Origin of the sequence: Pseudomonas sp. 13B_2.1_Bac1 (assembly GCF_025466155.1) — a bacterium.
Lineage (GTDB): Bacteria > Pseudomonadota > Gammaproteobacteria > Pseudomonadales > Pseudomonadaceae > Aquipseudomonas > Aquipseudomonas aylmerensis.
In genome coordinates, this window is sequence record NZ_JANLOH010000026.1 from 86,625 (window position 1) to 110,694 (window position 24,070).

A 24,070-nucleotide genomic window follows, 5' to 3' on the forward strand; every position below is an offset into this window, starting at 1 on the left:
CTTACTTGATCAGACCATCCAGCGGCGAAGAGGCGCTGGCGTAGAGTTTTTTCGGCATGCGACCGGCGAGGTAGGCCAGGCGGCCCGCGACGATGGCGTGGTTCATGGCTTCGGCCATCATGATCGGCTGCTGGGCGTGAGCGATGGCCGAGTTCATCAGCACCGCGTCGCAGCCCAGCTCCATGGCGATGGTGGCGTCGGAGGCAGTGCCCACGCCCGCATCCACCAGCACGGGGATCTTGGCTTCTTCGAGAATGATCTGCAGGTTGTACGGGTTGCAGATGCCCAAGCCGGAACCGATCAGGCCGGCCAGCGGCATCACGGCGATACAGCCGATTTCTGCCAGTTGGCGCGCGATGATCGGGTCATCGCTGGTGTAGACCATCACGTCGAAGCCTTCCTTGACCAGCGTTTCGGCGGCCTTGAGGGTTTCGATCACATTGGGAAACAGGGTTTTCTGGTCGGCCAGCACTTCCAGCTTCACCAGGTTGTGGCCATCGAGCAGCTCACGGGCCAGGCGGCATGTGCGCACAGCCTCGATGGCGTCGTAGCAACCGGCGGTGTTGGGCAAGAAGGTGTAGCGATCCGGCGACAGCACTTCGAGCAGGTTTGGCTCGCCTTCGATCTGGCCGAGGTTGGTGCGGCGCACGGCGAAGGTGACGATCTCGGCACCCGAGGCTTCGATGGCCAGGCGGGTTTCTTCCATGTCGCGGTACTTGCCGGTGCCGACCAGCAGGCGGGACTGGTAGGTACGACCGGCCAGGACGAAGGGCTTGTCGCTACGAACGATGCTCATGGGAAATCCTCTGTGTGGGTGAGGTTCTGCAGAATACGCGGTGGCGCACAGGCGCCGGACGGGCTAGCCGCCGCCGATGGCGTGGACCACTTCGACCTGGTCACCTTCGGTGAGCAAGGTCTCGGCGTGCTGGCTACGCGGGACGATATCCAGGTTGAGCTCCACTGCGACGCGACGCCCGGTCAGGTCCAGACGGGTCAGCAGGGCCGCAACGGTTTCACCGTCGGGCAGTTCAAAGGATTCGCCGTTCAACTGAATGCGCATGCCACGGGCCGCCATCGTTTTTAGGGGCCAGCATTCTAGCCCGATTGGGACCCAAAGGTCAGCTCCAAGCGTCAAGCGGTCAGCTGCAAGCGCCAGGCAGCGAGGCCAAGGAAAAACCAGCCGAGCAGAAACGCCAACCCGCCGAACGGGGTAATGATCCCCAGTTTGCTGATGCCGGTCAGGGTCAGCACATACAGGCTGCCGGAGAACAACAGGATGCCGACGGCAAACGAGATGCCCGCCCAGCCGACCAACCGGCCAGGAATATGTGCGGCCAGCAGCGCCACGCCAAACAGTGCCAGGGTGTGTACCAGCTGATAGGTCACGCCGGTATGGAAGATCGCCAGGTAGTCGGCGCTCAGGCGGTTTTTCAGGCCATGGGCGGCGAAGGCGCCGAGGGCAACACCGGTGAAGCCGAAAAAAGCAGCCAACATCAGAAAACCACGCAGCATGAGGAACTCCAGTCAGACTCAAAGGGCCGGGTCTGTATAATGGCCCGCTCAACGGGTTCGGCCAAGCCATCTCTATGCTGCGTCTCCTCTTCAATCGTTTTCTCAAAGTCGTGAAATGGTTCGCCATCGGCAGTGTCTTGCTGGTGCTGCTGTTTCGTGTTGTCCCGCCCCCCTTCACCGCGTTGATGGTGGAGCGCAAGGTCGAATCCTGGTTCGACGGTGAGCCGATTGACCTGCAACGTACCTGGGTGCCGTGGGACCAGATCTCCGATGACCTGAAAGTGGCGGTGATGGCCGGTGAAGACCAGCGTTTCCCGCAACACTGGGGCTTTGATTTCGGCGCGATCCAGGCAGCGATCCTGCACAACGAGCGCGGTGGTTCGATCCGTGGCGCCAGTACGCTGAGCCAGCAGGTCTCGAAAAACCTGTTCCTGTGGGCCGGCCGCAGTTATCTGCGCAAGGGCCTGGAGGCCTGGTTTACCGGGTTGATCGAGGTGCTTTGGCCCAAACAGCGGATTCTTGAGGTGTACCTCAATAGCGTGGAATGGGATGAAGGCGTGTTTGGCGCCGAGGCTGCCGCGCGGCATCACTTTGGGGTGAGTGCCAAGGCACTCTCCCGTCAGCAGGCCAGCTACCTGGCGGCGGTGCTGCCCAACCCCCGGGTGTGGAGTGCCAGCCATCCGACCGCCTATGTGGCGCGGCGAGCCGCGTGGATTCGCCAGCAGATGAGCCAGTTGGGTGGGGATGGTTACTTGGTGGAGTTGAATAACTCCCGCAAGGCGCCGTGGTCCGACTGAGACCCTACCAGGGATTGCGTGAGCCTCTGGGTTTTGCGCACAAACAAAAATGCCCCGATCTTTCGATCGGGGCATTTTTTTGGCTTTTCGCAGCGTTTTAAGCGGCGATCGACAACTTCAGCTTGTTCATCGCGCTTTTCTCCAGCTGACGAATCCGCTCGGCCGACACGTTGTACTTCTGCGCCAGGTCGTGCAGCGTGGCTTTTTCTTCCGCCAGCCAGCGCTGGTAGAGGATGTCACGGCTGCGGTCGTCCAGCACTTCCAGCGCTTCGTGCAGGTTGTGGTTGGAGTTGTCACTCCAGTCGGCGTCTTCCAGTTGACGCGCCGGATCGTACCGGTGGTCTTCCAGGTAATTGGCCGGCGACTGGAAAGCACTGTCGTCGTCCGCTTCGGCGGCCGGGTCGAACGCCATGTCATGGCCAGTCAGGCGGCTTTCCATCTCGCGCACTTCACGCGGCTCCACGCCGAGGCTTTCAGCCACGCGGTGGACTTCCTCGTTGTTCAGCCACGCCAGGCGTTTCTTCTGGCTGCGCAGGTTGAAGAACAGCTTGCGCTGGGCCTTGGTGGTCGCGACTTTCACGATGCGCCAGTTGCGCAGGATGAACTCGTGAATTTCCGCCTTGATCCAGTGCACAGCAAACGACACCAGGCGCACACCCATCTCCGGGTTGAAGCGCTTTACAGCCTTCATCAGGCCGACGTTGCCTTCCTGGATCAGGTCAGCCTGGGCCAGGCCGTAGCCGCTATAGCTACGGGCGATATGTACGACAAAACGCAGGTGGGCGAGCACCATCTGCCGAGCCGCCCCCAAATCCTGCTCATAGTAGAGACTCTCGGCCAGTTCACGCTCCTGCTCCGGTGTCAGCAATGGAATGCTGTTCACCGTGTGCACATAGGCCTCCAGGTTCGCACCCGGGACCAAAGCATAAGCAGGTTGCAAAGAAGTGGTCATACGAAAAAACCTCCGACTCACATAACTCGTGCAGTTCAGCACTGCGAAAATTGACCGGGAACCGTAGGACAAGTTCCCTAAACCACTGATACGGTCAATACAAACGAAACCACATTACCTTGACATTAACTACTTCGGCGCCAACTCACGTAAATGCCGTGCGACCGCAATCCAAGCACCGATATACCCCAACAGGACCGCGCCAAGCAAGAGCGACAGACCATCGGCCACTGGCACGCCGGCCAGGGCAAAATCACTGCCGTACAAGCCGGCAAGCCCGACTACCGCGTCGTTCAGCCAGTTCAAGCCAAACGCCAGCACGCCCCAGGACAAAATCCCGGCACCGAAGCCATAAAGCGCGCCCATGTACAGAAAAGGCCGACGCACATAGCTGTCCGTGCCGCCGACCAGTTTAATCACTTCTATCTCGGTGCGACGGTTTTCAATATGAAGACGAATGGTATTACCTATCACCAAAAGTAATGCAGACACCAACAACACCGTCAGGCCGAACACAAACCGGTCACCCAGCTTGAGAATTGCCGCCAGCCGCTCAACCCAGACTAGATCAAGTTGCGCCTGTTGTACCTTGGGCAGCTCTGCGAGTTTTTGTCGCAGGGCTTCCAGCGCCGGCTTGTCGACTTCATTCGGCGTCACCAGCACCACGCCCGGCAGTGGGTTCTGCGGCAGCTCCTTCAGCGCCTCGCCCAGGCCGGATTGCTGCTGGAACTCCTCGAGGGCCTGGTCGCGGCTGATGTACTCGGCATCGGCCACACCCGGCAGGTTCTTGATGTCATCGCGCAGGGTCTCGCCGTCTTTGGCGCTCGCATCCAGGTTCAGGTACAGCGAAATCTGCGCCGCACGCTGCCAGGAGCCGCCCAGGCGCTCGACATTATTGAGCAGCAGCGAGAGGCCCATCGGCAGGCTCAGGGCCACAGCCATCACCAGGCAGGTGAAAAAGCTGCCGATCGGTTGCTTGCCCAGGCGACGCAGGCTGTCCAGCAGGCTGGCGCGGTGGCTTTCGATCCAGGCGCGCAGCAAGGTGCTGAAGTCAGGACCGTCGTCTTCGTCGTGTTTTTTCTTTTTCGGCTGCGGATCGGCCGGTTTCGGCGCCACGCGTTCGGACACCTTGGGGCTGCGAGTAGCACTCATACGCCAGCCTCCCCGTCACCGATCAGGCGGCCGCGCTGCAGGGTCAGCATGCGATGGCGCATACGCGCGATCAGGGCCAGGTCGTGACTGGCGATCAGCACGCTGGTGCCCAGGCGGTTGATGTCTTCGAACACCCCCATGATCTCGGCCGCCAGGCGCGGGTCGAGGTTACCGGTCGGTTCGTCCGCCAGCAGCAAGGCCGGACGGTGGACGATAGCGCGGGCAATGCCGACGCGCTGTTGCTGGCCGGTGGACAGGTCGCCGGGGTAGAGGTCGGTCTTGTCCGACAGCGCCACGCGCTCCAGGGCCGAATCCACGCGTTTGACGATCTCGGCCTTGGACAGCCCGAGGATCTGCAGCGGCAAGGCAATGTTGTTGAACACCGTGCGATCGAACAGCAACTGGTGGTTCTGGAACACTACGCCGATCTGGCGGCGCAGGAACGGAATCTGTGCATTGCTGATGGTGGCCAGGTCCTGGCCGGCCAGCAGCAGTTTGCCGGTGGTCGGGCGTTCCATCGCCAGCAGCAGGCGCAACAGGGTACTTTTGCCGGCGCCAGAGTGGCCGGTGACAAACAAGAACTCGCCCCGCCGTACTCGAAAGCTCAGCTCATGCAAGCCGACATGCCCGTTGGCATAGCGTTTACCGACCTGTTCGAATCGAATCATGAACGCTCCCGCTCGGCAAACAGTGCCTGTACAAAGGGTTCGGCTTCAAAAGTGCGCAGGTCGTCGATACCTTCGCCGACGCCGATATAACGAATCGGCAACCCGAACTGTTTGGCCAGGGCGAAAATCACACCGCCCTTGGCCGTGCCGTCGAGCTTAGTCAATGCCAGGCCGGTCAGTTGCACCGTCTGGTTGAATTGTTTGGCCTGGCTGATGGCGTTCTGGCCCGTACCGGCATCGAGCACCAGCAGCACTTCGTGCGGCGCGTCGGCGTCGAGCTTGCCGATCACGCGGCGGACTTTCTTCAGCTCTTCCATCAAATTGTCTTTGGTGTGCAGGCGACCGGCGGTATCCGCGATCAGCACATCGATGTTACGGGCCTTGGCGGCTTGCACGGCGTCGAAGATCACCGAGGCGGAATCGGCGCCGGTGTGCTGGGCGATGACCGGGATCTTGTTGCGCTCACCCCACACCTGCAACTGCTCCACGGCAGCGGCACGGAAGGTGTCGCCGGCAGCGAGCATGACTTTCTTGCCTTCCGACTGCAGCTTCTTCGCCAGCTTGCCAATGGTGGTGGTCTTGCCGGCGCCGTTGACACCGACCACCAGGATCACGAACGGCTTGTTCGGCGTGATCACCAGCGGCGCTTCCACCGGCTTGAGCATCGCCGCCAGCTCGGCCTGCAGGGATTTGTAGAGGGCATCGGCGTCGGTCAGCTGCTTGCGCGCGACCTTCTGGGTCAGGCTCTGGATGATCACCGCGGTGGCTTCGACGCCCACGTCGGCGGTCAGCAGGCGGGTTTCGATGTCTTCCAGCAGCTCGTCATCAATGACCTTCTTGCCCAGGAACAGGCTGGCCATGCCTTCGCCGATGCTGGCGCTGGTCTTGCTCAGGCCTTGCTTGAGGCGGGCGAAGAAACCGGTCTTGCTGGTTTCGACAGGCGCGGCAGGCGCTTCGATGACGGCAGGGGCGGCAAACACTGGCTCGACCACCACCGGTGCCGGTGCTGGCGCTTCAACGACAACCGGCTGCGGCTCAATGACCACCGGAATCGGCGGCGCCACATGTTCGGCCTGTACATCTTCAACCAGTGCCACGGGCTCTTCGGCCACCGGCAATTGCGGCCATGGCTTGTGCTCGGGCTCTGGTTGCGGCTCTGGCTCTGGCTCAACCTCGGCCAGCGGCTGCAGCACCGGCTCGGCCATCGGCAATACCACCGGCGCCGGCGCTTCGGCAACCGGTTCGGCTTCTACTATAGGGTCCGGGATCGGTTCGGCTGGAACCTGCGGCTGTTCGGCGACGGGGGTTTCCTGCGGCTTTTTGCGCAGCCATCCGAACAGGCCTTTCTTCTCGCCAGCCGCAGCTGGGGTCTTCTTGTCGTCGTTGGAACCAAACATGGAGACGGCTATCTCAAGGTAGCGACGCGCCTGGGGGGGCGTCGGTAAATAAAATTCGATGCGTAACAGACTGTTTTTTAGCCAGCTCGTTCATGCGCAACATTTCGTAAGGCCTAAAACGGCCTCAACACGACTGCCGCAGTGGCCGTCCTTAAATCCGATCAGTATCCTAGCACCTCCTCGCCCGCCGACGCTAAGACCAAGCGGGCAGCCCAACAGGTTTAAAAACGAATGAATGCTCTAGCCCGCCACGCCGCAGGCCTGCTGTTCAGCACAGTTTGTCTGCCTCTCTCAGCCCTGGCTGCCGACCCACAACCCACCCACGAATTCACCCTGGATAACGGCCTCAAGGTGGTCGTGCGCGAAGACCATCGCGCGCCGGTGGTGGTTTCCCAGGTCTGGTACAAGGTCGGTTCGAGCTACGAAACCCCGGGCCAGACCGGTTTGTCCCACGCCCTGGAGCACATGATGTTCAAGGGTAGCGCCAAGGTCGGCCCCGGCGAAGCGTCGCTGATCCTGCGCGACCTGGGCGCCGAAGAAAACGCCTTCACCAGCGATGACTACACCGCCTACTACCAAGTGCTGGCCCGTGACCGCCTGGGTGTTGCCTTCGAGCTCGAAGCCGACCGCATGGCCAGCCTGCGCCTGCCGGCCGACGAGTTCAGCCGCGAAATCGAGGTGATCAAGGAAGAGCGCCGCCTGCGCACCGACGACAATCCGATGTCCAAGGCCTACGAGCGCTTCAAGGCCATGGCCTACCCCGCCAGCGGCTACCACACGCCGACCATCGGCTGGATGGCCGACCTGGACCGCATGAAGGTCGAAGAGCTGCGCCACTGGTACCAATCCTGGTATGTGCCGAACAACGCCACCCTGGTGGTGGTCGGCGACGTGACCCCGGACGAGGTGAAAAACCTGGCCCAGCGTTACTTCGGCCCGATTCCCAAGCGCGACGTGCCACCCGCCAAGATCCCGATGGAGCTGGCCGAGCCTGGCGAGCGCCTGCTGACGATGCGTGTGCAGACCCAACTGCCGAGCGTGATCCTCGGTTTCAACGTCCCGGGCCTGGCCACCGCCGAAGACAAGCGCTCGGTACAAGCCCTGCGCCTGATCTCGGCCCTGCTGGACGGCGGCTACAGCGCGCGTATTTCGGAGCGACTGGAGCGCGGTGAGGAGCTGGTCTCCGCCGCATCCACCAGCTACGACGCCTACACCCGTGGCGACAGCCTGTTCACCCTGACCGCCACGCCGAACCAGCAGAAGAAAAAGACCGTCGCCCAAGCCGAAGCGGGCCTGTGGCGCCTGCTGGAAGAATTGAAGTCCAAACCGCCGACCGCCGAAGAACTGGAGCGCATCCGCGCCCAAGTGATCGCCGGCGTGGTCTATCAGCGCGATTCCATCACCAGCCAGGCCACAGCCATCGGCTCGCTGGAAACCGTGGGGCTGTCCTGGAAGCTCATGGACACCGAACTGGCCGACCTGCAAAGCGTGACCCCGGAAGATATCCAGAAAGCCGCGCGTACCTATTTCACCCGCGAACGTCTGAGCGTCGCCCATGTTATGCCTGAGGAGACCGCTCATGAGTGATCGCAAAAGCAGCCGCCTGGTCCTGCCGGGCTTGATCGTCGTCACCTTGATCGCGGCAAGTGCCGTGTATTTCCTGCGCCCGAGCGACTCGATGGCCAGCCAGGCGCTGGACACGGCGCAATCGGCCAACACGCTGCAATCGCTGGCGGAGCTGGACGGCAAGGCGCCGACCAACCGCAAGCTCGACGTGCAGACCTGGACCACCGCCGAAGGCGCCAAGGTGCTGTTCGTGGAAGCCCATGAACTGCCGATGTTCGACATGCGCATCCTGTTCGCCGCCGGCAGCAGCCAGGACGGCAACACCCCAGGCGTGGCACTGCTGACCAACGCCATGCTCAACGAAGGCGTGCCGGGCAAGGACGTCAGCCAGATCGCCAGCGGTTTTGAAGGCCTGGGCGCCGACTTCGGCAATGGCGCTTATCGCGACATGGCTCTGGTATCCCTGCGCAGCCTCAGCGACAGCGATAAACGCGACGCCGCCCTGGCACTGTTCGACCAGGTGATCGGCAAGCCGACCTTCCCTGCCGACTCTCTTGTGCGGATCAAGAACCAGATTCTCGCCGGCTTCGAGTACCAGAAGCAGAACCCCGCCAAGCTGGCCAGCCTGGAGCTGTTCAAGCGCCTGTATGGCGACCACCCGTACGCGCACCCGAGCGAAGGCACGCCGCAAAGCATCCCGAAGATTACCCTCGCGCAGTTGCAGGCGTTCCACGCCAAGGCTTATGCAGCAGGTAATGCGGTGATCGCCGTGGTCGGCGACCTGACCCGCGCCGAAGCCGAAGCCATGACGGCCAAGGTCTCGGCGTCGTTGCCCAAGGGCCCGGCGCTGGCCAAGATTGCCCAGCCGACCGAACCCAAGGCGGGCCTGAGCCATATCGAGTTCCCGTCCAAGCAGACGCACTTGCTGTTCGCCCAACTGGGCATCGACCGCGCCGATCCGGACTACGCAGCCCTGTCCCTGGGCAACCAGATCCTCGGCGGCGGCGGTTTCGGCACGCGCTTGATGAGCGAAGTGCGCGAGAAGCGCGGCCTGACCTACGGCGTGTACTCCGGTTTCTCGCCGATGCAGGTGCGCGGCCCGTTCATGATCAACCTGCAGACCCGCGCCGAAATGAGCGGTGGCACCCTGCGCCTGGTCGAGGACGTGCTGGCCGACTACCTCAAGACCGGCCCGACACAGAAGGAACTGGACGACGCCAAGCGTGAGCTGGCCGGCAGCTTCCCATTGTCCACCGCCAGCAACGCGGACATCGTCGGGCAACTGGGCGCGATGGGTTTCTACAACCTGCCGCTGAGCTATCTTGAAGATTTCATGAAACAATCACAGGCCCTGACCGTAGAGCAGGTCAAGGCTGCCATGAACAAACACTTGAGCGCCGACAAGATGGTCATCGTGACCGCCGGCCCGACGATTGCGCAAAAGCCACTACCGCCCCCCACTGACAAACCCGCCGAGCAGCCGCTCGGGGTTCCGGAGCATTAATGGCCAGTTCATCTCGCCCGAAAAAACCTGTCCACAACGTGCATAACGGTGTGGGCCAACTACGCATCATTGGTGGCGAATGGGGCAGCCGCAAGCTGAGCTTCCCCGACGTCGTCGGCCTGCGCCCCACGCCTGACCGCGTGCGTGAAACCCTGTTCAACTGGCTCGCGCCGTATATCGGCGGGGCCAAAGTGCTGGATCCGTTTGCCGGCAGCGGCGCATTGTTCCTCGAGGCGCTGTCCCGTGGCGCAGCCCAGGCCCAGGCGCTGGATGCAAGCAATGTGGCGGTGTCCAGCCTCAAGGAACACCTCGGCACCCTGCGCTGCACCAACGGCCAGGTGCAAACCGCCGACGCGCTGCGCTATCTGGAAACCCAGCCGGCAAGCGAATACGACGTGGTATTCCTCGACCCACCGTTCAACCAGAACCTGTTGCCCGCCGTGTGCACCTTGCTCGAAGAGCGCCAATGGCTGGCAGCGGATGCGTGGATCTACACTGAAAGCGAGACCGCGCCATCGACCCTCGGCTTGCCTGGCGCCTGGCGCCTGCACCGCGAGCAGAAGTCCGGTCGAGTGTATTACGCGTTGTGGCATCGGTTGGTCGACAGCGTCGCTTAATCTGTGGTGAGCGGGCTTGCTGTGGTGAGCAAGCTTGTTGTGGTGAGCTGGCTTGCCCCGCGTCGGGCTGCGCAGCAGCCCCATAACCGCGACGGTGCTCCAACTGAATTAATGCGGCGTTCTTGATGGGGCTGCTTCGCACCCCGACGCGGGTGCAAGCCCGCTCGCCACAGACTGAGAGTTTCATGACACCGTCCTCCGAACTGTTCACCCCCGCCTTCGGCCTCGGCAACCCTCACCTGCAAACCCTGTGGGGGCCGCTGTGGCGCCCCACTACCCATATCGAACGCCAGCGCGAACGCCTGTGGCTGGAAGACGGCGATTTTCTGGACCTCGACTGGCATGGTCCGCATGACGCGCAGGCGCCATTGGTGCTGGTGCTGCATGGGCTGACCGGCTCATCCAATTCCCCCTATGTGGCCGGCCTGCAAAAAGTCCTCGCGGCTCAAGGCTGGGCCAGTGCCGCCTTGAACTGGCGCGGCTGTTCCGGCGAGCCAAACCTGTTGGCACGCAGCTATCACTCGGGCGCCAGCGAGGATCTGGCCGCGGCGATTGCCCACCTGCGCGCGAAACGGCCGTTGGCGCCGTTGTATGCAGTGGGTTATTCGCTGGGGGGCAATGTGCTGCTCAAACACTTGGGCGAAACCGGTGAAGCCTCCGGTTTGCACGGCGCGGCGGCGGTGTCGGTGCCGTTTCGGCTGGACCAGTGTGCGGACCGTATCGGGCTGGGTTTCTCGCGGGTTTATCAAAAGCACTTCATGCGTGAAATGCTCGCGTATATCCGCGTCAAGCAAAGCCGTTTTTTACAGGATGGCCGGGCAGACGGGCTGAAAACCCTGGAAGCCCTCGGCTCACTGGAGAAGATGCGCACGTTCTGGGACTTCGACGGGCGGGTCACCGCGCCACTGCACGGTTTCCTGAGTGCCGAGGACTACTACCGCCGCGCGTCGAGCCGCTACTACTTAGGAGCGATCCGCACCCCGACGCTGATTATCCAGGCGGCCGATGATCCGTTTGTATTCGCCCATAGCCTGCCCGAGGCCAGCGAGTTATCGGAGTGCACCGAGTTTGAGCTGACGGCAAAGGGTGGGCATGTCGGGTTCGTCGACGGCTCGCTGAAGCGCCCGGGTTATTACCTCGAACGCCGAATCCCTCAGTGGCTACTGGCACAACACGGCTGAGCCAGCGCCCACACTCGATGCGGTTCACACCGCAACCGACTCAGTCGCCGGTAGCAATTTCACGCTGCGGATCGGTAATCCACTCACTCCACGACCCCGCATACAACTTGCCCAACGGGTAACCCGCCAGACTCAGGGCGAACAGGTTGTGGCACGCCGTCACCCCTGAACCACAATACGCCACCAACTCCTCCGGTGAACGCCCCTGCAATTGAGCGGCGAAACGCTGCTTGAGCTGGTCGGCTGGCAGGAAACGGCCATCACTGCCAAGGTTTTCGGTGAACGCCGCACACTGCGCGCCGGGGATGTGCCCGGCGATCGGATCGATGGGTTCCACGTCACCGCGAAAACGTGGCTGGGCGCGGGCATCGATCAAGGTCAGGCCCGGTTGGCCCAGGCGTTTTTGCAGGTGTTCGGCATCCAGCACCAGGCGGTTGTCCGGCGTCCCGGCGAAGGTACCCGGCTCGACCACCGGCGCGTCCAGGCTCAGCGGGAAACCGGCGGCGTGCCAGGCCTTGAGGCCGCCGTCCAGGATAAACACGCCGTCACGTTTGCTCAGCCAGGCCAGCAACCACCAGGCGCGGGCAGCAAAGGCGCCGGGGCCGTCGTCATACAGCACGACATCGGTGTCGGCGTTAATACCCCAGGCGCGCAATTGCCGGGCAAAGGTGTCCGCCACCGGCAACGGATGACGACCGGTCACGCCCTTGGTCACCGGGCCGCTGAGATGGCGCTCGAGGTCGGCGTACTGCGCGCCCTCAATATGCCCTTCGGCATAGCTGCACAGCCCGTAGTCCGGGTCTTCCAAGGCAAAACGGCAATCCAGGATCACCAGCCCGGTCGACTTCTGGCGCTCGGCCAATTGCTGGGGGCTGATCAGTTGGGCAAGCGGCATGACGGACTCCTGTGAACAGATTCGGGAAAGGTCCTACTTCACTTCTTCCAGTGCCTGATTCAACGGCACGTAAAACTCTTTGAACAGGGCATCGACCGCGTCTTTCGCCTGGGGCGTGACGAACCCGGCCTCCAGCACCAGCACCTGGTAGACCCCGCGCTTGATGGCTTCGGCGCTCAAATGGGCGGAGTTTTCATTGGTGGTGCACAAGAACCGCACCCACGAGGTGAGGATGATCCACGCATTGAGGGTCAGGGCCTCGGTCTGCACCGGGTCCATGTTGAGGATGCCGGCATCGACAAACCCTTGGTAAATGGCGTTGCCCTGGATCAGACAGCGCTGGGAAAACCGTCGGTAGCCAGTCGCCAGTTCCGGGTCGCTTTCCAGCAAGTGCTCGAGGTCGCGGTGCAGGAAGCGGTAGCGCCACATGCCGGCCAGCACGGCCTGCAGGTAAAAGCGCTTGTCTTCGACGGTCACGGCGCGACCTTGGGGCGGGCGCAGAAAACTGTCCACCAACGCTTCGTACTCACGAAACAACACGGCGATGATCGCCTGCTTGTTGGGGAAGTGGTAGTACAGGTTGCCCGGCGAAATTTCCATATGGGCGGCAATATGATTGGTGCTCACACTGCGCTCGCCCTGCTGGTTAAAAAGCTCCAGGCTGGTTTGCACAATGCGCTCGCTGGTCTTTACTCGTGGTGCCATAGGGGATCAGCTTCTAAACACGTGATGGGGCATCTTACGGCCTATCCTTGCCAGGATAAATCTGCATGTTGCTGCAATGTTATTTGACAATTTAGAGCAATGACTCTAAAAATCCACGCAGACCTATAACAATCGGGAACTGCGCCATGTCTGCCAACATTGCCTATCTGCAAGATTCCCAGGCGCTGGATCATCTCCAGGACCTGTTCGACGCGCAACGCCGGGCCTATGCCGCCAACCCGATGCCGCCGGCGGCGCAGCGCCAGCAATGGCTCAAGGCTCTGCGTGATGTGCTGAGCGACGAACGCCAGGCGTTGATCGACGCGATCAGCCAGGACTTCAGCCACCGCAGTGCAGACGAAACCCTGTTCGCCGAATTGATGCCCAGCCTGCATGGCATTCACTACGCCAGCAAACACCTCAAGGGCTGGATGAAACCTTCCCGTCGCGCTGTAGGCATTGCCTTCCAGCCGGCTTCAGCCAAGGTGATCTACCAACCGCTGGGCGTGGTCGGGGTGATCGTGCCCTGGAACTACCCGCTGTACCTGGCTATTGGCCCCCTGGTCGGGGCGTTGGCCGCCGGAAACCGGGTGATGCTCAAGCTCAGCGAGTCCACACCGGCCACCGGCGAGTTGCTCAAGGCGCTGCTGGCGAAGATTTTCCCCGAGGACCTGGCGTGCGTAGTGCTCGGCGAAGCCGAAGTGGGCATGGCGTTTTCCAAGCTGCGTTTCGATCACCTGCTGTTTACCGGCGCCACCAGCATCGGCAAGCATGTGATGCGCGCCGCGGCCGAACACCTCACGCCGGTGACCCTGGAATTGGGCGGCAAGTCGCCGGCCATCGTGTCTGCCGATGTGCCACTCAAGGATGCCGCCGAACGAATCGCCTTCGGCAAGGCCTTGAATGCCGGGCAAACCTGCGTGGCGCCGGACTACGTGCTGGTTCCGGAAGATCGCGTTGAAGGTTTCGTCGAGGCTTACAGCAAGGCCGTCCGCGGGTTTTATCCGACGCTAACCGATAACCCGGACTACACCGCCATCATCAATGAGCGGCAACTGGCCCGACTGAATGCCTACATCAAGGACGCCACCGACAAGGGCGCCACGCTGGTCCCCTTGTACGACCAGGGCCAGGCCCGGCGCATGGCCCACAGCCTGTTGCTGAATGTCAGCGATGACATGACCGTGATGCAGGACGAGATCTTCGGCCCGGTGCTGCCGATCGTGCCGTATCGAGGCCTCGACCAGGCGTTTGCCTACATCAACGAAAGGCCTCGCCCACTGGCCCTGTATTACTTCGGCTACAACAAGGGCGAGCAGAATCGCGTACTCCACGAGACTCATTCCGGCGGCGTGTGCCTGAACGACACCCTGCTGCACGTGGCCCAGGATGACATGCCCTTTGGCGGCATCGGCCCCTCGGGCATGGGCCACTACCACGGCCACGAAGGCTTCCTCACGTTCAGCAAAGCCAAGGGCGTGCTGGTGAAACAGCGCCTGAATGCGGCCAAGTTGATCTACCCGCCGTACGGCAAAGCCATCCAGAAGTTGATCCAGAAGCTGTTCGTTCGCTGATTCCGCCACTCTCGGGATAACAATAACAATGAACCCTAGCCTGACTGATTCACCCGCGCTGTCGCGGCGCGGCGTATTGAAAATCGGCTTGTGCGCCAGTGCTTTCCTGGCCACGGCCGGGCTCGGCGCCAGCCTCAGCGGCTGCTCCAGCAGCACCCCGGCCAGCGGCTTTGCCATGCTGCGCAGCAGTGACCTGCCGTTTTTGCGCGCGGTAATCCCGGTGTTGCTCGAAGGCGCGGCGAGCGCCCAAGAGGTGGTCGCCGGGATTGAAGACACCCTGAAAAAACTCGACTACAGCCTGCAGCACCTGTCACCGGAAATGTTCAAGCTCACCCAGCAACTGTTCGACGTATTGGGCATGGGCATCACCCGTGGCCCATTGACCGGCATCTGGGGCAGCTGGGAAAACGCCAGCGCGGAGCAGATCCGCAACTTCCTGCACCGCTGGGAAAACAGCTATCTCAACCTGCTGCGCATGGGCCAGGGCTCGCTGCTCAAGCTGGTAATCATGTCGTGGTACTTCCGCCCGCAGTCCTGGGCGCATTGCGGCTATCCGGGCCCGCCCAAGGTCTAGCCCTGGCTGATAACCCGCTCCAATGTGGGAGCTGTACCCGCAGGCAGGCCGCTTTCGCAGGCAAGCCAGCTCCCACACTGACTGCAACTTCGTATAACAATAAGAGTGCCTGTCTATGCCCGTACCCGATCTGTTCCGCGACGGCCTGGCCCGTGGCTGGAAAACCCATAATGGCGCCGCCCTCGACACCGACCTGATCCTGGAGGCCGACGTAGCGATCATCGGCAGCGGTGCCGGTGGTGGCACCACCGCCGAGATCCTCAGCGCCGCCGGCTACAAGGTGTTGCTGATCGAAGAAGGCCCGCTCAAGACCAGCAGCGACTTCAAGCTGCTCGAGGACGAGGCCTACACCAGCCTGTACCAGGAAGGCATCGGCCGCATGAGCAAAGATGGCGCGATCACCATCCTGCAGGGCCGCGCGGTGGGCGGGACCACGCTGATCAACTGGACCTCCAGCTTTCGTACGCCGGACGCGACACTTTCCCACTGGGCCAGCGAATATGCGGTGAAGGGCCACAGCAGTGCCGAAATGGCGCCCTGGTTCGAAAAAATGGAGCAACGCCTGGGGATTGCCCCCTGGGCCATGCCACCCAATGCCAACAATGACGTGATCCGCAAAGGCTGCGAAAAGCTCGGCTACAGCTGGCATGTGATCCCCCGCAACGTGCGCGGCTGCTTCAACCTGGGCTATTGCGGCATGGGCTGCCCGGTCAACGCCAAGCAATCGATGCTGGTAACCACCATCCCCTCGACGCTGGAGAAAGGCGGCGAACTGCTGTATCTGGCCCGCGCCGAACGCCTGCTCTACAGCGGCGACCATATCAGCAGCCTGGAATGCGTGGCGATGGATGAACGCTGCGTGGCACCGACCGGCCGCAAAATCACGGTCAAGGCCAAGCATTACGTGCTGGCCGGCGGCGGCATTAACAGCCCCGCCCTGCTGATGCGCTCGGATGCCCCGGACCCGCATTCGCGACTGGGCAAGCGCACCTTCCTGCACCTGGTGAATTTCTCCGCCGGGCTGTTCGAGGAGGTGATCAACCCGTTCTACGGCGCGCCGCAGTCAATCTACTCCGACCATTTTCAATGGCAGGACGGCACCACCGGCAAAATGTCCTACAAGCTTGAGGCGCCGCCGCTGCACCCGGCACTCGCCAGCACCCTGCTCGGCGGCTACGGCACGCAGAACGCCTTGGACATGCAGCAATTGCCCAACACCCACGCGATGCTGGCCTTGCTGCGCGATGGTTTCCACCCCGACAGCCCGGGCGGCAGCGTGGAGTTGCGCGGCGATGGCACCCCAGTGCTCGACTATCAGGTATCGGCGTACGCCTGGGACGGCCTGCGTCGCGCCTTTCACAGCATGGCCGAGATCCAGTTCGCGGCGGGAGCCAAGTCGGTCAAGCCGCTGCACCACGATGCCCGCTACGTGACGAGCTTGGCCGAAGCCCGCACGCTGATCGAAGGGCTGAACCTGGAACTGCACCGCACCTGCCTGGGCAGCGCCCATGTGATGGGCGGTTGTGCCATGGGTGAAGACCCGAAAAATGCGGTGGCCGATAGCCTTGGCCGTCATCACCAATTGCGCAATCTGTCGATCCACGATGGCTCGTTGTTCCCCACCAGCATTGGGGCCAACCCACAATTGTCGGTGTATGGATTGACCGCGCAACTGGCGACAGCCTTGGCCGAACGTCTGAAAACAGCGTGAAAAAACACGCTATTCGCCATGTCTATAGTGCTTTCTTCTGCATAAGTTGACTTGGCCGACCGGGACGGCTGCGATACCATCCGGTTCCCCAACGGACTCCGCCAGGACGACGCGATGAACCGAGTGTTGTACCCAGGTACCTTCGACCCGATTACCAAAGGCCATGGCGATCTGGTCGAACGTGCCTCACGCTTGTTCGACCATGTGATCATCGCGGTCGCGGCCAGCCCCAAGAAAAACCCGCTGTTTCCCCTGGAACAGCGCGTGGAGCTGGCGCGTGAGGTCACCAAGCACCTGCCCAACGTGGAAGTGGTGGGCTTTTCCACATTGCTGGCGCACTTCGCCAAAGAGCAGAACGCCAATGTGTTCCTGCGTGGCCTGCGTGCGGTGTCGGACTTCGAATACGAATTCCAGCTGGCCAACATGAATCGCCAACTGGCACCGGACGTGGAAAGCCTGTTCCTCACGCCGTCGGAACGTTATTCGTTCATTTCCTCGACGTTGGTCCGTGAAATTGCCGCTTTGGGCGGAGATATCACCAAGTTCGTGCACCCGGCCGTGGCCGATGCGCTGACACTGCGTTTCAAGAAGTAATTTCTGTAAGCAGGCTTATTGTGGCGAGCGGGCTTGCCCCGCGTTGGGCTGCGAAGCGGCCCCAATAAAGCCACCGCGTAGTTTCAGCCAGCGCACAGCCGCCTGTTTCAAGGCCGCTTCGCAGCTCACGCGGGGCAAGCCTGCTCGCTACAGGTCAGCATGCCAGTTGGCCGCAGGTCATGTGCACTCGCACTGCGGGCGCCAATGCGGCACAATTGCGCGCATTAGTTTTCAGATGCCTTGGCTGACAGCCCTGGCAGGAGTTTCCATGTCCCTGATCATCACCGACGATTGCATCAACTGCGACGTCTGCGAACCCGAGTGCCCGAACGCTGCGATTTCCCAGGGCGAAGAGATCTACGTGATCGACCCGAACCTGTGCACCCAGTGCGTCGGCCACTACGACGAGCCTCAGTGCCAGCAAGTGTGCCCGGTGGATTGCATTCCGCTGGATGAAGCCCATCCGGAAACGGAAGAGCAGTTGATGGCCAAGTACCGGTTGATTACCGGCAAGGCCTGAGGTTCTTTAGTGCCTGTAAGGGCCTCTTCGCGAGCAAGCCCGCTCCCACAGTTGACCGAGTTCCAAGATGAGAATGCGGTCGAATGGGAGAGCAGGCTTGCTCGCGAAGGCGGCAACTGCCATGACCTGGCAATCAGCTCTGGCACTTGGGACAAAACACACTCGCCCGCTGCCCCAGCACCACATTGCGCAGCTCGGTCCCACAGACCTTGCACGCCTCGCCCCCGCGGCCGTAGACGAACAGCTCCTGCTGGAAATAGCCCGGCTGCCCGTCGCCACCGATAAAGTCCCGCAGCGTAGTGCCACCCCGCTCAATAGCAGCGGCCAGCACGCGCTTGATCTCGATCGCCAGCTTCAAATAACGCGCCCGTGAAATGCCTCCAGCCGCGCGACGCGGATCGATCCCCGCCGCAAACAGCGCCTCGGTCGCGTAGATATTGCCCACCCCCACCACCACCGCGTTGTCCATGATGAACGGCTTCACTGCCATCGACTTGCCGCGGGACAGTTGGAACAAGCGCTCACCATCAAACAGGTCGGTCAACGGCTCCGGCCCCAGGCGAATCAGCAGTTCATGGTTGTGCGGGTCCTGGCTCCAGAGCATCGCGCCAAAGCGCCGGGGGTCGGTGTAGCGCAGGGCCATACCCGATTCCAGCTCGATGTCCACGTGCTCATGCTTGGCTGCCGGCATGCCGACTTCCACCAGCCGCAAGTTGCCCGACATGCCCAGGTGGCTGATCAAGGTGCCGACTTCGGCGTTGATCAACAGGTACTTGGCCCGCCGCTCCACCAGCACGATGCGCTGCCCGGACAGGCGCACATCCAGGTCTTCCGGGATCGGCCAGCGCAGGCGCCGCTCGCGCACTACCACGCGACTGACCCGCTGGCCTTCCAGGTGCGGCGCAATCCCGCGCCGGGTGGTTTCGACTTCTGGTAACTCGGGCATGTGTACCTCTTGAAGGAAGGGTCAGTGCGCGCCCAGTTCGCGGATCGACAACTTCATGCTCTCGAAGTCGTAGTCCGACAGGCCCACGTAGTCCAGCACCATATGCCCGATCGCATTCCACTCATGATCGACCGCCTGGTTGCCCAGCACCCGGTACGAGGAACAGATGTGCTCGGCCATTTTCAGGATCGCCAGCAGGTTTTTCAGCTGAGAGTTGCGCGACGACTCATCGCTGAAAATCGCCAGGGCGTTGTGGTGGTTGGCGATGGCGTCGGTCACATGTTCCGGCAGGCGCCAGGACTTGGCGGTGTAGTAGCCGACCACCGCGTGGTTGGTGTTGAACGCGTTGTTCTCGGTGTCGACCACACGGCAGTCGGGGCCGGCATTGCCATAGGCCTCTTCCAGCACCGCCATGTAGTTGGGGAAGCGCTTGAGCATCAGCGGCACGCCGCAATCGTGGAACAGGCCCAGCGCATAGGCCTCGTCGACGGCTTGCGAGCCGGTGCGCTTGGCGAGTGTCAGGCAGGTCATCGCCACATCCTGGGCGGTGTCCCAGAAGCGGTTGAGGGTGACGATGGTGTCATCGCTCATCTCGCCCTTGATCGACTGCGCGTTGATCAGGTTGATGATCGAACGGCTGCCCAGCAGGTTCACCGCGCGCTGGATCGAGGCGATCTTGTTGCTCAGGCCGTAATACGGCGAGTTGACGATTTTCAGCAACGCACCGGACAGGCCCGGGTCCTGGGAGATCAATCGCGCGATCACTTCCAGGTCCGGGTCGGGCATGTATTGCTCCATCTGCAAATCCACCATGATTTGCGGCTGGGGCGGCACGCTGATGCCTTGCAGGGCCTGTTGGATCTGTTCGGCGGAAAGCTCTTGGGACATAAGTACATACTCTGGGCTAGGCGGGGATTCTAACCTCTAAGCAAAGCTGACCGACACCTCAAAAACCCGAACCGAACCGCGATCAAATGTGGGAGCTGGCTTGCCTGCGATTGCATCACCGCCGTACGTCAGATACACCGCGCCGTCTGCATCGCAGGCAAGCCAGCTCCCACATGAACGGGTGCGCAAAGGGTATACTCCCGCTCTTTTTTCCGGAGCGACGTCATGTCCCTGCCAAGCCTGCGTCTCAAAGCCAACGCCGATCGTCGTTTGCGCAACGGCCACCTGTGGGTCTACAGCAACGAAATCGACGTGGCCGCCACCCCACTTCACGGCTTCCAGGCGGGCGACCAGGCCATCCTCGAAGCGGCCGGCGGCAAGACCCTGGGCATCGTGGCCATGAGCCCGAACAACCTGATCTGCGCTCGCCTGCTGTCGCGCGACATCAAGCTGCCATTGGACAAGTCGCTGCTGGTGCATCGCCTGAACGTCGCGCTGTCCCTGCGTGATCGCCTGTTCGACAAGCCGTTCTACCGCCTGGTCTACGGCGATTCCGACCTGCTGCCAGGCCTGGTGGTCGACCGTTTCGGCGACATCCTGGTGGTGCAGATCGCTTCGGCGACCATGGAAGCGCATAAAGAAGACGTGATCGCCGCCCTCACCCAAGTGCTCAAGCCGAGTGGCATCTTGTTCAAGAACGATTCCGCCGCGCGCGACGCCGAAGGCCTCAACCGCTACGTCGAAACCGTGTTCGGCCTGGTGCCGGAATGGGTTGCGCTGGAAGAAAACGGCGTGAAATTCGAAGCCCCGGTGATCCAGGGCCAGAAGACCGGCTGGTTCTACGACCACCGCATGAACCGCGCACGCCTGGCCCCGTACGCCAAAGGCAAGCGCGTGCTCGACCTGTACAGCTACATCGGCGGCTGGGGCGTGCAGGCTGCGGCCTTCGGCGCCAGTGAAGTGTTCTGCGTCGACGCCTCGGCCTTCGCCCTTGATGGCGTGGAGCGCAACGCCGCGCTGAACGGCTTCGCCGAGAAAATGACCTGCATCGAAGGCGACGTGTTCGAGGCCCTCAAGGAACTCAAAGCCAGCGAAGAACGCTTCGACGTGATCGTCGCCGACCCGCCGGCCTTCATCAAACGCAAGAAAGACATGAAAAACGGCGAAGGCGCCTACCGCCGCCTGAACGAGCAAGCCATGCGCCTGCTCAGCAAGGACGGCATCCTGGTCAGCGCGTCGTGCTCGATGCACTTGCCCGAAGACGACCTGCAAAACATCCTGCTGACCAGCGCCCGTCACCTGGACCGCAATATCCAGATGCTCGAGCGCGGCGGCCAGGGCCCGGACCACCCGGTGCACCCGGCGATTGCCGAGACGCGGTACATCAAGAGCATTACGTGCCGGTTGTTGCCGAATAGCTAAGTTTTCCCCGCGATGCTGCCCGCCTGGCTCCGGGCAGCATCAATTCACAAAGCCGCCCCTTCAAATAAAAGCAAACTTATTCATTTTTTGTACAAAGTCACAAACCACATATAGCTTCATCGTTACAGCAAAAACATACTACAACGCCATCAGAACCCTCCTACGCTTCCTGACTAGATAAATCTAAAGCCAGCGCCTAGCCTAGTTTCCGTCACGATCAATTTGTGTGACAGCCATTTAACTTAATGAAATGGAGAGCTGATATGAACGCAATCGTTCTTGAGTCAAAAGTACTGGCAGCATTCGCATTGATCGGAATGCCTAAATAAGTCGTTGATGACAAGCTGGGTTGTACGCCAACCCAGCCCTAAGAACGGGAATAAAACAATGCAAATAAACCCCAACTTATTTTTCTTAACCAAATCACAACATCTGATTATCTGGAACTACAAAACTCATGAGCAATTCGAATTAGATCGCGCGCACTCGCAGCGACTGCTAGAGCTAATATACGACCTTTCGCTTTATAACTCCGAGTTTGAGATCGACTCGACGTTCACTCACCATGCAATTATTCAACAAGGTGCGCCAACGTTAGATAACCAGTGGGGATGGGATGACTTGTCGAGGATATTCCACATCGGTACAAAAGACTTATCAGACGCTGATCAGCCTACAGACAGCGTCAGTTGGGCAGCTCATTATTTGGCCCACTGCCAAGGCGTAATGCGCACGAGTCCTCCTGATCCGAATCGGTTCGCCCATCTCCAATCAGAAGACTTTATCAGCCTACCGCAACCCTCACCAAACGAATCTCTCAGAACATACCCGTTACTGCAACACACGTTAATTAAGCGAAAAACCTGCCGCACCTATTTAAATAAAAGCGTTTCTTTAGAAGACCTAAGCACGCTGCTCTACCTGTCTCTAGGGCACTTAAAAGAACGCCTGCAAGACACCTCACATTTAACGCCCCCCTCTTTCCGCGCTAGACGAAGCAGCCCATCAGGTGGTGGATTAAGCTCCAGCGAAGGTTATCTGTATGCGCACAACATAAGAGGCGTAAATCCCGGATTTTATTATTACCACCCGGAGTTACACGCACTCAGGCTGATTCGTCGAATACAAGAGCCTCTTGGAAACTACCTTAACGGCCAGCATTTCATCGACAATCTTCCCTTTGGTATTTTTATTACATCACGATTCGACAAACTGTGGTGGAAGTATCCACACTCCAGAGCCTACCGAGTTGCCCTGATAGAAGCCGGGCACATCTCACAAACAGCCCAGCTCATTTCAACCGCCATGGGGCTTAACACTTGGATTTCCTCCGCTCTCAACGACACCAAGATCGAGAAAGCCCTTGGCATACAGGACCTTAAAGAGCAGTTGGTTCTTTTCGTAGGCGCCGGTTACAGCGACGGTCAGGTTTTCAGCGATGAATTCGAAAAGCTTTTGAGGACTGATTGAGGCCTTGGCGATGCGGCCTTTTACAGCATGCCTTTGGAAGAGAATGACTCCACCTTTATTGATTGAATTCTCGCCACCCAAGGCTAATATCGGTTTTTGGCACCCCACCGGAAATAAAAACAATGTCTGAGTCATCCTGCTCGCCCTTACTCGGCAGCGAGATAAAACGCCACCAACTCTCACGCTTCATCCTCATCACTTGCATCTCACTTATCAGCTTCTTCCCGATCAACATCCTGCTGCCCTCCTTTCCCGCCTTGGCTGAAAGGTTCGATACACCCACCGCCGATGTGGCGCTGTCCATCAGCCTGTTCACCCTGGTCTTTTCCATCTCCCAACTGATCACTGGTCCGCTCTCGGATAAATGGGGGCGCAAGGAAGTCCTGCTCGGCTGCATCACATTGTCGATCCTGGGAGCGATCGGTTGTGCACTGGCGACAGAGTATCTGACCTTCTTGTTGTTTCGCAGCGTCCAGGCCATGGGTTGCGGTTTCTTTGTGTTGGGCCATGCCTTGGTGGAAGACCTGTTCGAGGAACAGGACCGCGCCCGTGTGCGCCTGTACTACATGACGCTCAGCGGCTCTTTTGTCGCGCTGTCACCGCTGATCGGCTCCTGGCTGCAGACCACCTTCGACTGGCAGGGCAGCTTCTATGGTTTTGCGGTGATGGCCGCGGGCATGCTGATCCATGCGCTCTGCATCCTGCCTTCCAAATCCGCCAGCCCACATCGTGCGCCAGTGTCCATCCTCGGCACGCTAAAGGCTGTCGCCCGCAATCGCGACTTCCTGCGCTACTGGTGGATTGCCGCACTGGTATTCGCCTGTTACTTCGCCTTGATCAGCGTGACACCGCTGATTTTCATGGATGTGCTGAAGCTCTCCGCATACCAGTACGCGATGGTACTGATGGTGTACGGCGTGGCCTATCTGCTTGGCGGCGTAGCAGCCTCATACCTGCAAAAGCGCATTTCACTGTCCCGGCAAATCAATATCGGCCTGGGGCTGCTGCTCGCCGCCGGCGTACTGCTGACCCTGATCGTCAGCTTTGAAGCCATCACCACGGTGAGCCTGCTGATTCCGATGTTGATCAGCGCGCTGGGTGTCACCCTTGTGCGGCCCGCTGCGATTTCGGCGGCGATGCTGCTGTTTTCCAGCAGTGCAGGCACGGCGGCATCGGCGGGTAACAGCATCATGTTCCTGACAGCCGCCATCAGCAGTGCCGCTCTGGCGCAAACCGGCCATAATTTGTTGATGACGATTGCCGTCAGCTTCATCGTTTCCAGCCTGTGGGGTTGGCTGACGAACGCACGCGTGGTCCGCTGACCCTTTCCCCTGAAGCGAGGGTACCTAGTGTTTGCTCGCGAAAACTCAAAGGTGGCGCGAGCTATCTGTTGGTGCTGCGTTATCGTTGACGTTTTTCGCGAGC

At 60.9% G+C, this 24,070-nt stretch carries 24 protein-coding genes; 13 read left to right on the top strand and 11 right to left on the bottom strand.

Features of this window, described 5'->3' with window-relative positions; genetic code table 11:
* Nucleotide 1 precedes the first annotated feature (1 nt).
* From NTD80_RS06035 to NTD80_RS06045, 3 genes are all read right to left on the bottom strand, one after another.
* Nucleotides 2–796 (bottom strand): thiazole synthase, encoded by a 795-nt coding sequence (locus tag NTD80_RS06035; RefSeq protein ID WP_015886353.1) that lies wholly within the window; start codon nt 794–796, stop codon nt 2–4.
* 63 nt (nt 797–859) lie between these two features.
* A complete protein-coding gene (thiS, locus tag NTD80_RS06040) occupies nt 860–1,060 on the bottom strand; it encodes a sulfur carrier protein ThiS (RefSeq protein ID WP_262132645.1) in 201 nt (66 codons plus the stop codon).
* Nucleotides 1,061–1,131: 71 nt separating this feature from the next.
* Nucleotides 1,132–1,512, bottom strand: coding sequence for a DUF423 domain-containing protein (locus NTD80_RS06045; protein ID WP_065902165.1), 381 nt, complete (start codon nt 1,510–1,512; stop codon nt 1,132–1,134).
* A 74-nt stretch (nt 1,513–1,586) separates the two neighbouring features.
* Here NTD80_RS06045 and mtgA point away from each other — a divergent pair, with 74 nt between their 5' ends.
* Nucleotides 1,587–2,309, top strand: coding sequence for a monofunctional biosynthetic peptidoglycan transglycosylase (mtgA, locus tag NTD80_RS06050; protein ID WP_120450346.1), 723 nt, complete (start codon nt 1,587–1,589; stop codon nt 2,307–2,309).
* Nucleotides 2,310–2,406: 97 nt separating this feature from the next.
* Here mtgA and rpoH read toward each other — a convergent pair whose 3' ends face one another.
* The 4 genes from rpoH to ftsY form a co-directional block, all read right to left on the bottom strand.
* Nucleotides 2,407–3,261: an RNA polymerase sigma factor RpoH gene (gene rpoH / locus NTD80_RS06055; RefSeq protein ID WP_003176698.1), complete on the bottom strand. Its 855-nt coding sequence runs from the start codon at nt 3,259–3,261 to the stop codon at nt 2,407–2,409.
* Between the two features lie 129 nt (nt 3,262–3,390).
* The gene (gene ftsX, locus NTD80_RS06060) at nt 3,391–4,413 is read right to left on the bottom strand and encodes a permease-like cell division protein FtsX (protein WP_106802384.1); all 1,023 of its coding nucleotides are present in this window, start codon (nt 4,411–4,413) and stop codon (nt 3,391–3,393) included.
* Entirely contained in the window at nt 4,410–5,081 is a 672-nt protein-coding gene (gene ftsE, locus NTD80_RS06065; protein WP_003213784.1) for a cell division ATP-binding protein FtsE, read from the bottom strand. The genes ftsX and ftsE overlap by 4 nt, the downstream gene beginning before the upstream one ends.
* Nucleotides 5,078–6,478, bottom strand: coding sequence for a signal recognition particle-docking protein FtsY (gene ftsY / locus NTD80_RS06070; RefSeq protein ID WP_262132647.1), 1,401 nt, complete (start codon nt 6,476–6,478; stop codon nt 5,078–5,080). The genes ftsE and ftsY overlap by 4 nt, the downstream gene beginning before the upstream one ends.
* A 231-nt stretch (nt 6,479–6,709) precedes the next feature.
* Between ftsY and NTD80_RS06075 the strand changes: the two genes are divergently transcribed.
* The 4 genes from NTD80_RS06075 to NTD80_RS06090 all read left to right on the top strand — a co-directional run bounded on the left by NTD80_RS06075 (nt 6,710) and on the right by NTD80_RS06090 (nt 11,346).
* Nucleotides 6,710–8,065 (top strand): M16 family metallopeptidase, encoded by a 1,356-nt coding sequence (locus NTD80_RS06075; protein WP_262132648.1) that lies wholly within the window; start codon nt 6,710–6,712, stop codon nt 8,063–8,065.
* Nucleotides 8,058–9,548 carry a M16 family metallopeptidase gene (locus NTD80_RS06080; RefSeq protein WP_120450351.1) on the top strand — a complete coding sequence of 497 codons (1,491 nt, stop codon included), beginning with the start codon at nt 8,058–8,060 and terminating at the stop codon, nt 9,546–9,548. Before NTD80_RS06075 ends, NTD80_RS06080 begins: the two co-directional genes overlap by 8 nt.
* On the top strand, nt 9,548–10,165 hold the full coding sequence (gene rsmD, locus NTD80_RS06085) for a 16S rRNA (guanine(966)-N(2))-methyltransferase RsmD (protein WP_065902177.1): 618 nt from the start codon (nt 9,548–9,550) through the stop codon (nt 10,163–10,165). The genes NTD80_RS06080 and rsmD overlap by 1 nt, the downstream gene beginning before the upstream one ends.
* A gap of 185 nt (nt 10,166–10,350) precedes the next feature.
* Nucleotides 10,351–11,346, top strand: coding sequence for a hydrolase (locus NTD80_RS06090; protein ID WP_262132650.1), 996 nt, complete (start codon nt 10,351–10,353; stop codon nt 11,344–11,346).
* A 40-nt stretch (nt 11,347–11,386) separates the two neighbouring features.
* Here NTD80_RS06090 and NTD80_RS06095 read toward each other — a convergent pair whose 3' ends face one another.
* Nucleotides 11,387–12,241: a sulfurtransferase gene (locus NTD80_RS06095; protein WP_262132651.1), complete on the bottom strand. Its 855-nt coding sequence runs from the start codon at nt 12,239–12,241 to the stop codon at nt 11,387–11,389.
* Nucleotides 12,242–12,274: 33 nt separating this feature from the next.
* Nucleotides 12,275–12,946 carry a TetR/AcrR family transcriptional regulator gene (locus tag NTD80_RS06100; protein ID WP_065902184.1) on the bottom strand — a complete coding sequence of 224 codons (672 nt, stop codon included), beginning with the start codon at nt 12,944–12,946 and terminating at the stop codon, nt 12,275–12,277.
* Nucleotides 12,947–13,092: 146 nt separating this feature from the next.
* Between NTD80_RS06100 and NTD80_RS06105 the strand changes: the two genes are divergently transcribed.
* The 5 genes from NTD80_RS06105 (at nt 13,093) to NTD80_RS06125 (ending at nt 17,919) form a co-directional block, all read left to right on the top strand.
* Nucleotides 13,093–14,520: a coniferyl aldehyde dehydrogenase gene (locus NTD80_RS06105; RefSeq protein WP_262132652.1), complete on the top strand. Its 1,428-nt coding sequence runs from the start codon at nt 13,093–13,095 to the stop codon at nt 14,518–14,520.
* Nucleotides 14,521–14,548: 28 nt separating this feature from the next.
* A complete protein-coding gene (locus NTD80_RS06110) occupies nt 14,549–15,094 on the top strand; it encodes a twin-arginine translocation pathway signal protein (protein ID WP_106802377.1) in 546 nt (181 codons plus the stop codon).
* A gap of 115 nt (nt 15,095–15,209) precedes the next feature.
* On the top strand, nt 15,210–16,805 hold the full coding sequence (locus tag NTD80_RS06115) for a GMC family oxidoreductase (RefSeq protein ID WP_262132655.1): 1,596 nt from the start codon (nt 15,210–15,212) through the stop codon (nt 16,803–16,805).
* Nucleotides 16,806–16,919: 114 nt separating this feature from the next.
* Entirely contained in the window at nt 16,920–17,399 is a 480-nt protein-coding gene (gene coaD / locus NTD80_RS06120) for a pantetheine-phosphate adenylyltransferase (protein ID WP_003176711.1), read from the top strand.
* 268 nt (nt 17,400–17,667) lie between these two features.
* Nucleotides 17,668–17,919 (top strand): YfhL family 4Fe-4S dicluster ferredoxin, encoded by a 252-nt coding sequence (locus tag NTD80_RS06125; RefSeq protein ID WP_017139475.1) that lies wholly within the window; start codon nt 17,668–17,670, stop codon nt 17,917–17,919.
* Nucleotides 17,920–18,052: 133 nt separating this feature from the next.
* Here NTD80_RS06125 and mutM read toward each other — a convergent pair whose 3' ends face one another.
* Together mutM and NTD80_RS06135 are read right to left on the bottom strand one after the other, a co-directional pair.
* Nucleotides 18,053–18,865 carry a bifunctional DNA-formamidopyrimidine glycosylase/DNA-(apurinic or apyrimidinic site) lyase gene (gene mutM / locus NTD80_RS06130; protein ID WP_065902194.1) on the bottom strand — a complete coding sequence of 271 codons (813 nt, stop codon included), beginning with the start codon at nt 18,863–18,865 and terminating at the stop codon, nt 18,053–18,055.
* A gap of 21 nt (nt 18,866–18,886) precedes the next feature.
* A complete protein-coding gene (locus NTD80_RS06135) occupies nt 18,887–19,699 on the bottom strand; it encodes an HDOD domain-containing protein (RefSeq protein WP_177343930.1) in 813 nt (270 codons plus the stop codon).
* 279 nt (nt 19,700–19,978) lie between these two features.
* Here NTD80_RS06135 and NTD80_RS06140 point away from each other — a divergent pair, with 279 nt between their 5' ends.
* From NTD80_RS06140 to NTD80_RS06150, 3 genes are all read left to right on the top strand, one after another.
* Nucleotides 19,979–21,175 carry a class I SAM-dependent rRNA methyltransferase gene (locus NTD80_RS06140; RefSeq protein WP_003195152.1) on the top strand — a complete coding sequence of 399 codons (1,197 nt, stop codon included), beginning with the start codon at nt 19,979–19,981 and terminating at the stop codon, nt 21,173–21,175.
* A 387-nt stretch (nt 21,176–21,562) separates the two neighbouring features.
* Nucleotides 21,563–22,645: a SagB/ThcOx family dehydrogenase gene (locus NTD80_RS06145; protein WP_262132659.1), complete on the top strand. Its 1,083-nt coding sequence runs from the start codon at nt 21,563–21,565 to the stop codon at nt 22,643–22,645.
* Between the two features lie 122 nt (nt 22,646–22,767).
* A complete protein-coding gene (locus NTD80_RS06150) occupies nt 22,768–23,967 on the top strand; it encodes an MFS transporter (RefSeq protein WP_262132684.1) in 1,200 nt (399 codons plus the stop codon).
* Nucleotides 23,968–24,070: the final 103 nt, after the last annotated feature.

Coding starts and splice junctions, on each gene's coding strand:
- NTD80_RS06080 (WP_120450351.1), top strand. CDS start 8,058: ATGAGTGATCGCAAAAGCAGCCGCCTGGTCCTGCCGGGCTTGATCGTC.
- NTD80_RS06140 (WP_003195152.1), top strand. CDS start 19,979: ATGTCCCTGCCAAGCCTGCGTCTCAAAGCCAACGCCGATCGTCGTTTG.
- ftsX (WP_106802384.1), bottom strand. CDS start 4,413: ATGAGTGCTACTCGCAGCCCCAAGGTGTCCGAACGCGTGGCGCCGAAA.
- NTD80_RS06075 (WP_262132648.1), top strand. CDS start 6,710: ATGAATGCTCTAGCCCGCCACGCCGCAGGCCTGCTGTTCAGCACAGTT.
- NTD80_RS06035 (WP_015886353.1), bottom strand. CDS start 796: ATGAGCATCGTTCGTAGCGACAAGCCCTTCGTCCTGGCCGGTCGTACC.
- NTD80_RS06045 (WP_065902165.1), bottom strand. CDS start 1,512: ATGCTGCGTGGTTTTCTGATGTTGGCTGCTTTTTTCGGCTTCACCGGT.
- NTD80_RS06100 (WP_065902184.1), bottom strand. CDS start 12,946: ATGGCACCACGAGTAAAGACCAGCGAGCGCATTGTGCAAACCAGCCTG.
- NTD80_RS06090 (WP_262132650.1), top strand. CDS start 10,351: ATGACACCGTCCTCCGAACTGTTCACCCCCGCCTTCGGCCTCGGCAAC.
- ftsY (WP_262132647.1), bottom strand. CDS start 6,478: ATGTTTGGTTCCAACGACGACAAGAAGACCCCAGCTGCGGCTGGCGAG.
- coaD (WP_003176711.1), top strand. CDS start 16,920: ATGAACCGAGTGTTGTACCCAGGTACCTTCGACCCGATTACCAAAGGC.
- thiS (WP_262132645.1), bottom strand. CDS start 1,060: ATGCGCATTCAGTTGAACGGCGAATCCTTTGAACTGCCCGACGGTGAA.
- ftsE (WP_003213784.1), bottom strand. CDS start 5,081: ATGATTCGATTCGAACAGGTCGGTAAACGCTATGCCAACGGGCATGTC.
- mutM (WP_065902194.1), bottom strand. CDS start 18,865: ATGCCCGAGTTACCAGAAGTCGAAACCACCCGGCGCGGGATTGCGCCG.
- NTD80_RS06150 (WP_262132684.1), top strand. CDS start 22,768: ATGTCTGAGTCATCCTGCTCGCCCTTACTCGGCAGCGAGATAAAACGC.
- mtgA (WP_120450346.1), top strand. CDS start 1,587: ATGCTGCGTCTCCTCTTCAATCGTTTTCTCAAAGTCGTGAAATGGTTC.
- NTD80_RS06115 (WP_262132655.1), top strand. CDS start 15,210: ATGCCCGTACCCGATCTGTTCCGCGACGGCCTGGCCCGTGGCTGGAAA.
- NTD80_RS06125 (WP_017139475.1), top strand. CDS start 17,668: ATGTCCCTGATCATCACCGACGATTGCATCAACTGCGACGTCTGCGAA.
- NTD80_RS06145 (WP_262132659.1), top strand. CDS start 21,563: ATGCAAATAAACCCCAACTTATTTTTCTTAACCAAATCACAACATCTG.
- NTD80_RS06105 (WP_262132652.1), top strand. CDS start 13,093: ATGTCTGCCAACATTGCCTATCTGCAAGATTCCCAGGCGCTGGATCAT.
- rsmD (WP_065902177.1), top strand. CDS start 9,548: ATGGCCAGTTCATCTCGCCCGAAAAAACCTGTCCACAACGTGCATAAC.
- NTD80_RS06110 (WP_106802377.1), top strand. CDS start 14,549: ATGAACCCTAGCCTGACTGATTCACCCGCGCTGTCGCGGCGCGGCGTA.
- NTD80_RS06095 (WP_262132651.1), bottom strand. CDS start 12,241: ATGCCGCTTGCCCAACTGATCAGCCCCCAGCAATTGGCCGAGCGCCAG.
- rpoH (WP_003176698.1), bottom strand. CDS start 3,261: ATGACCACTTCTTTGCAACCTGCTTATGCTTTGGTCCCGGGTGCGAAC.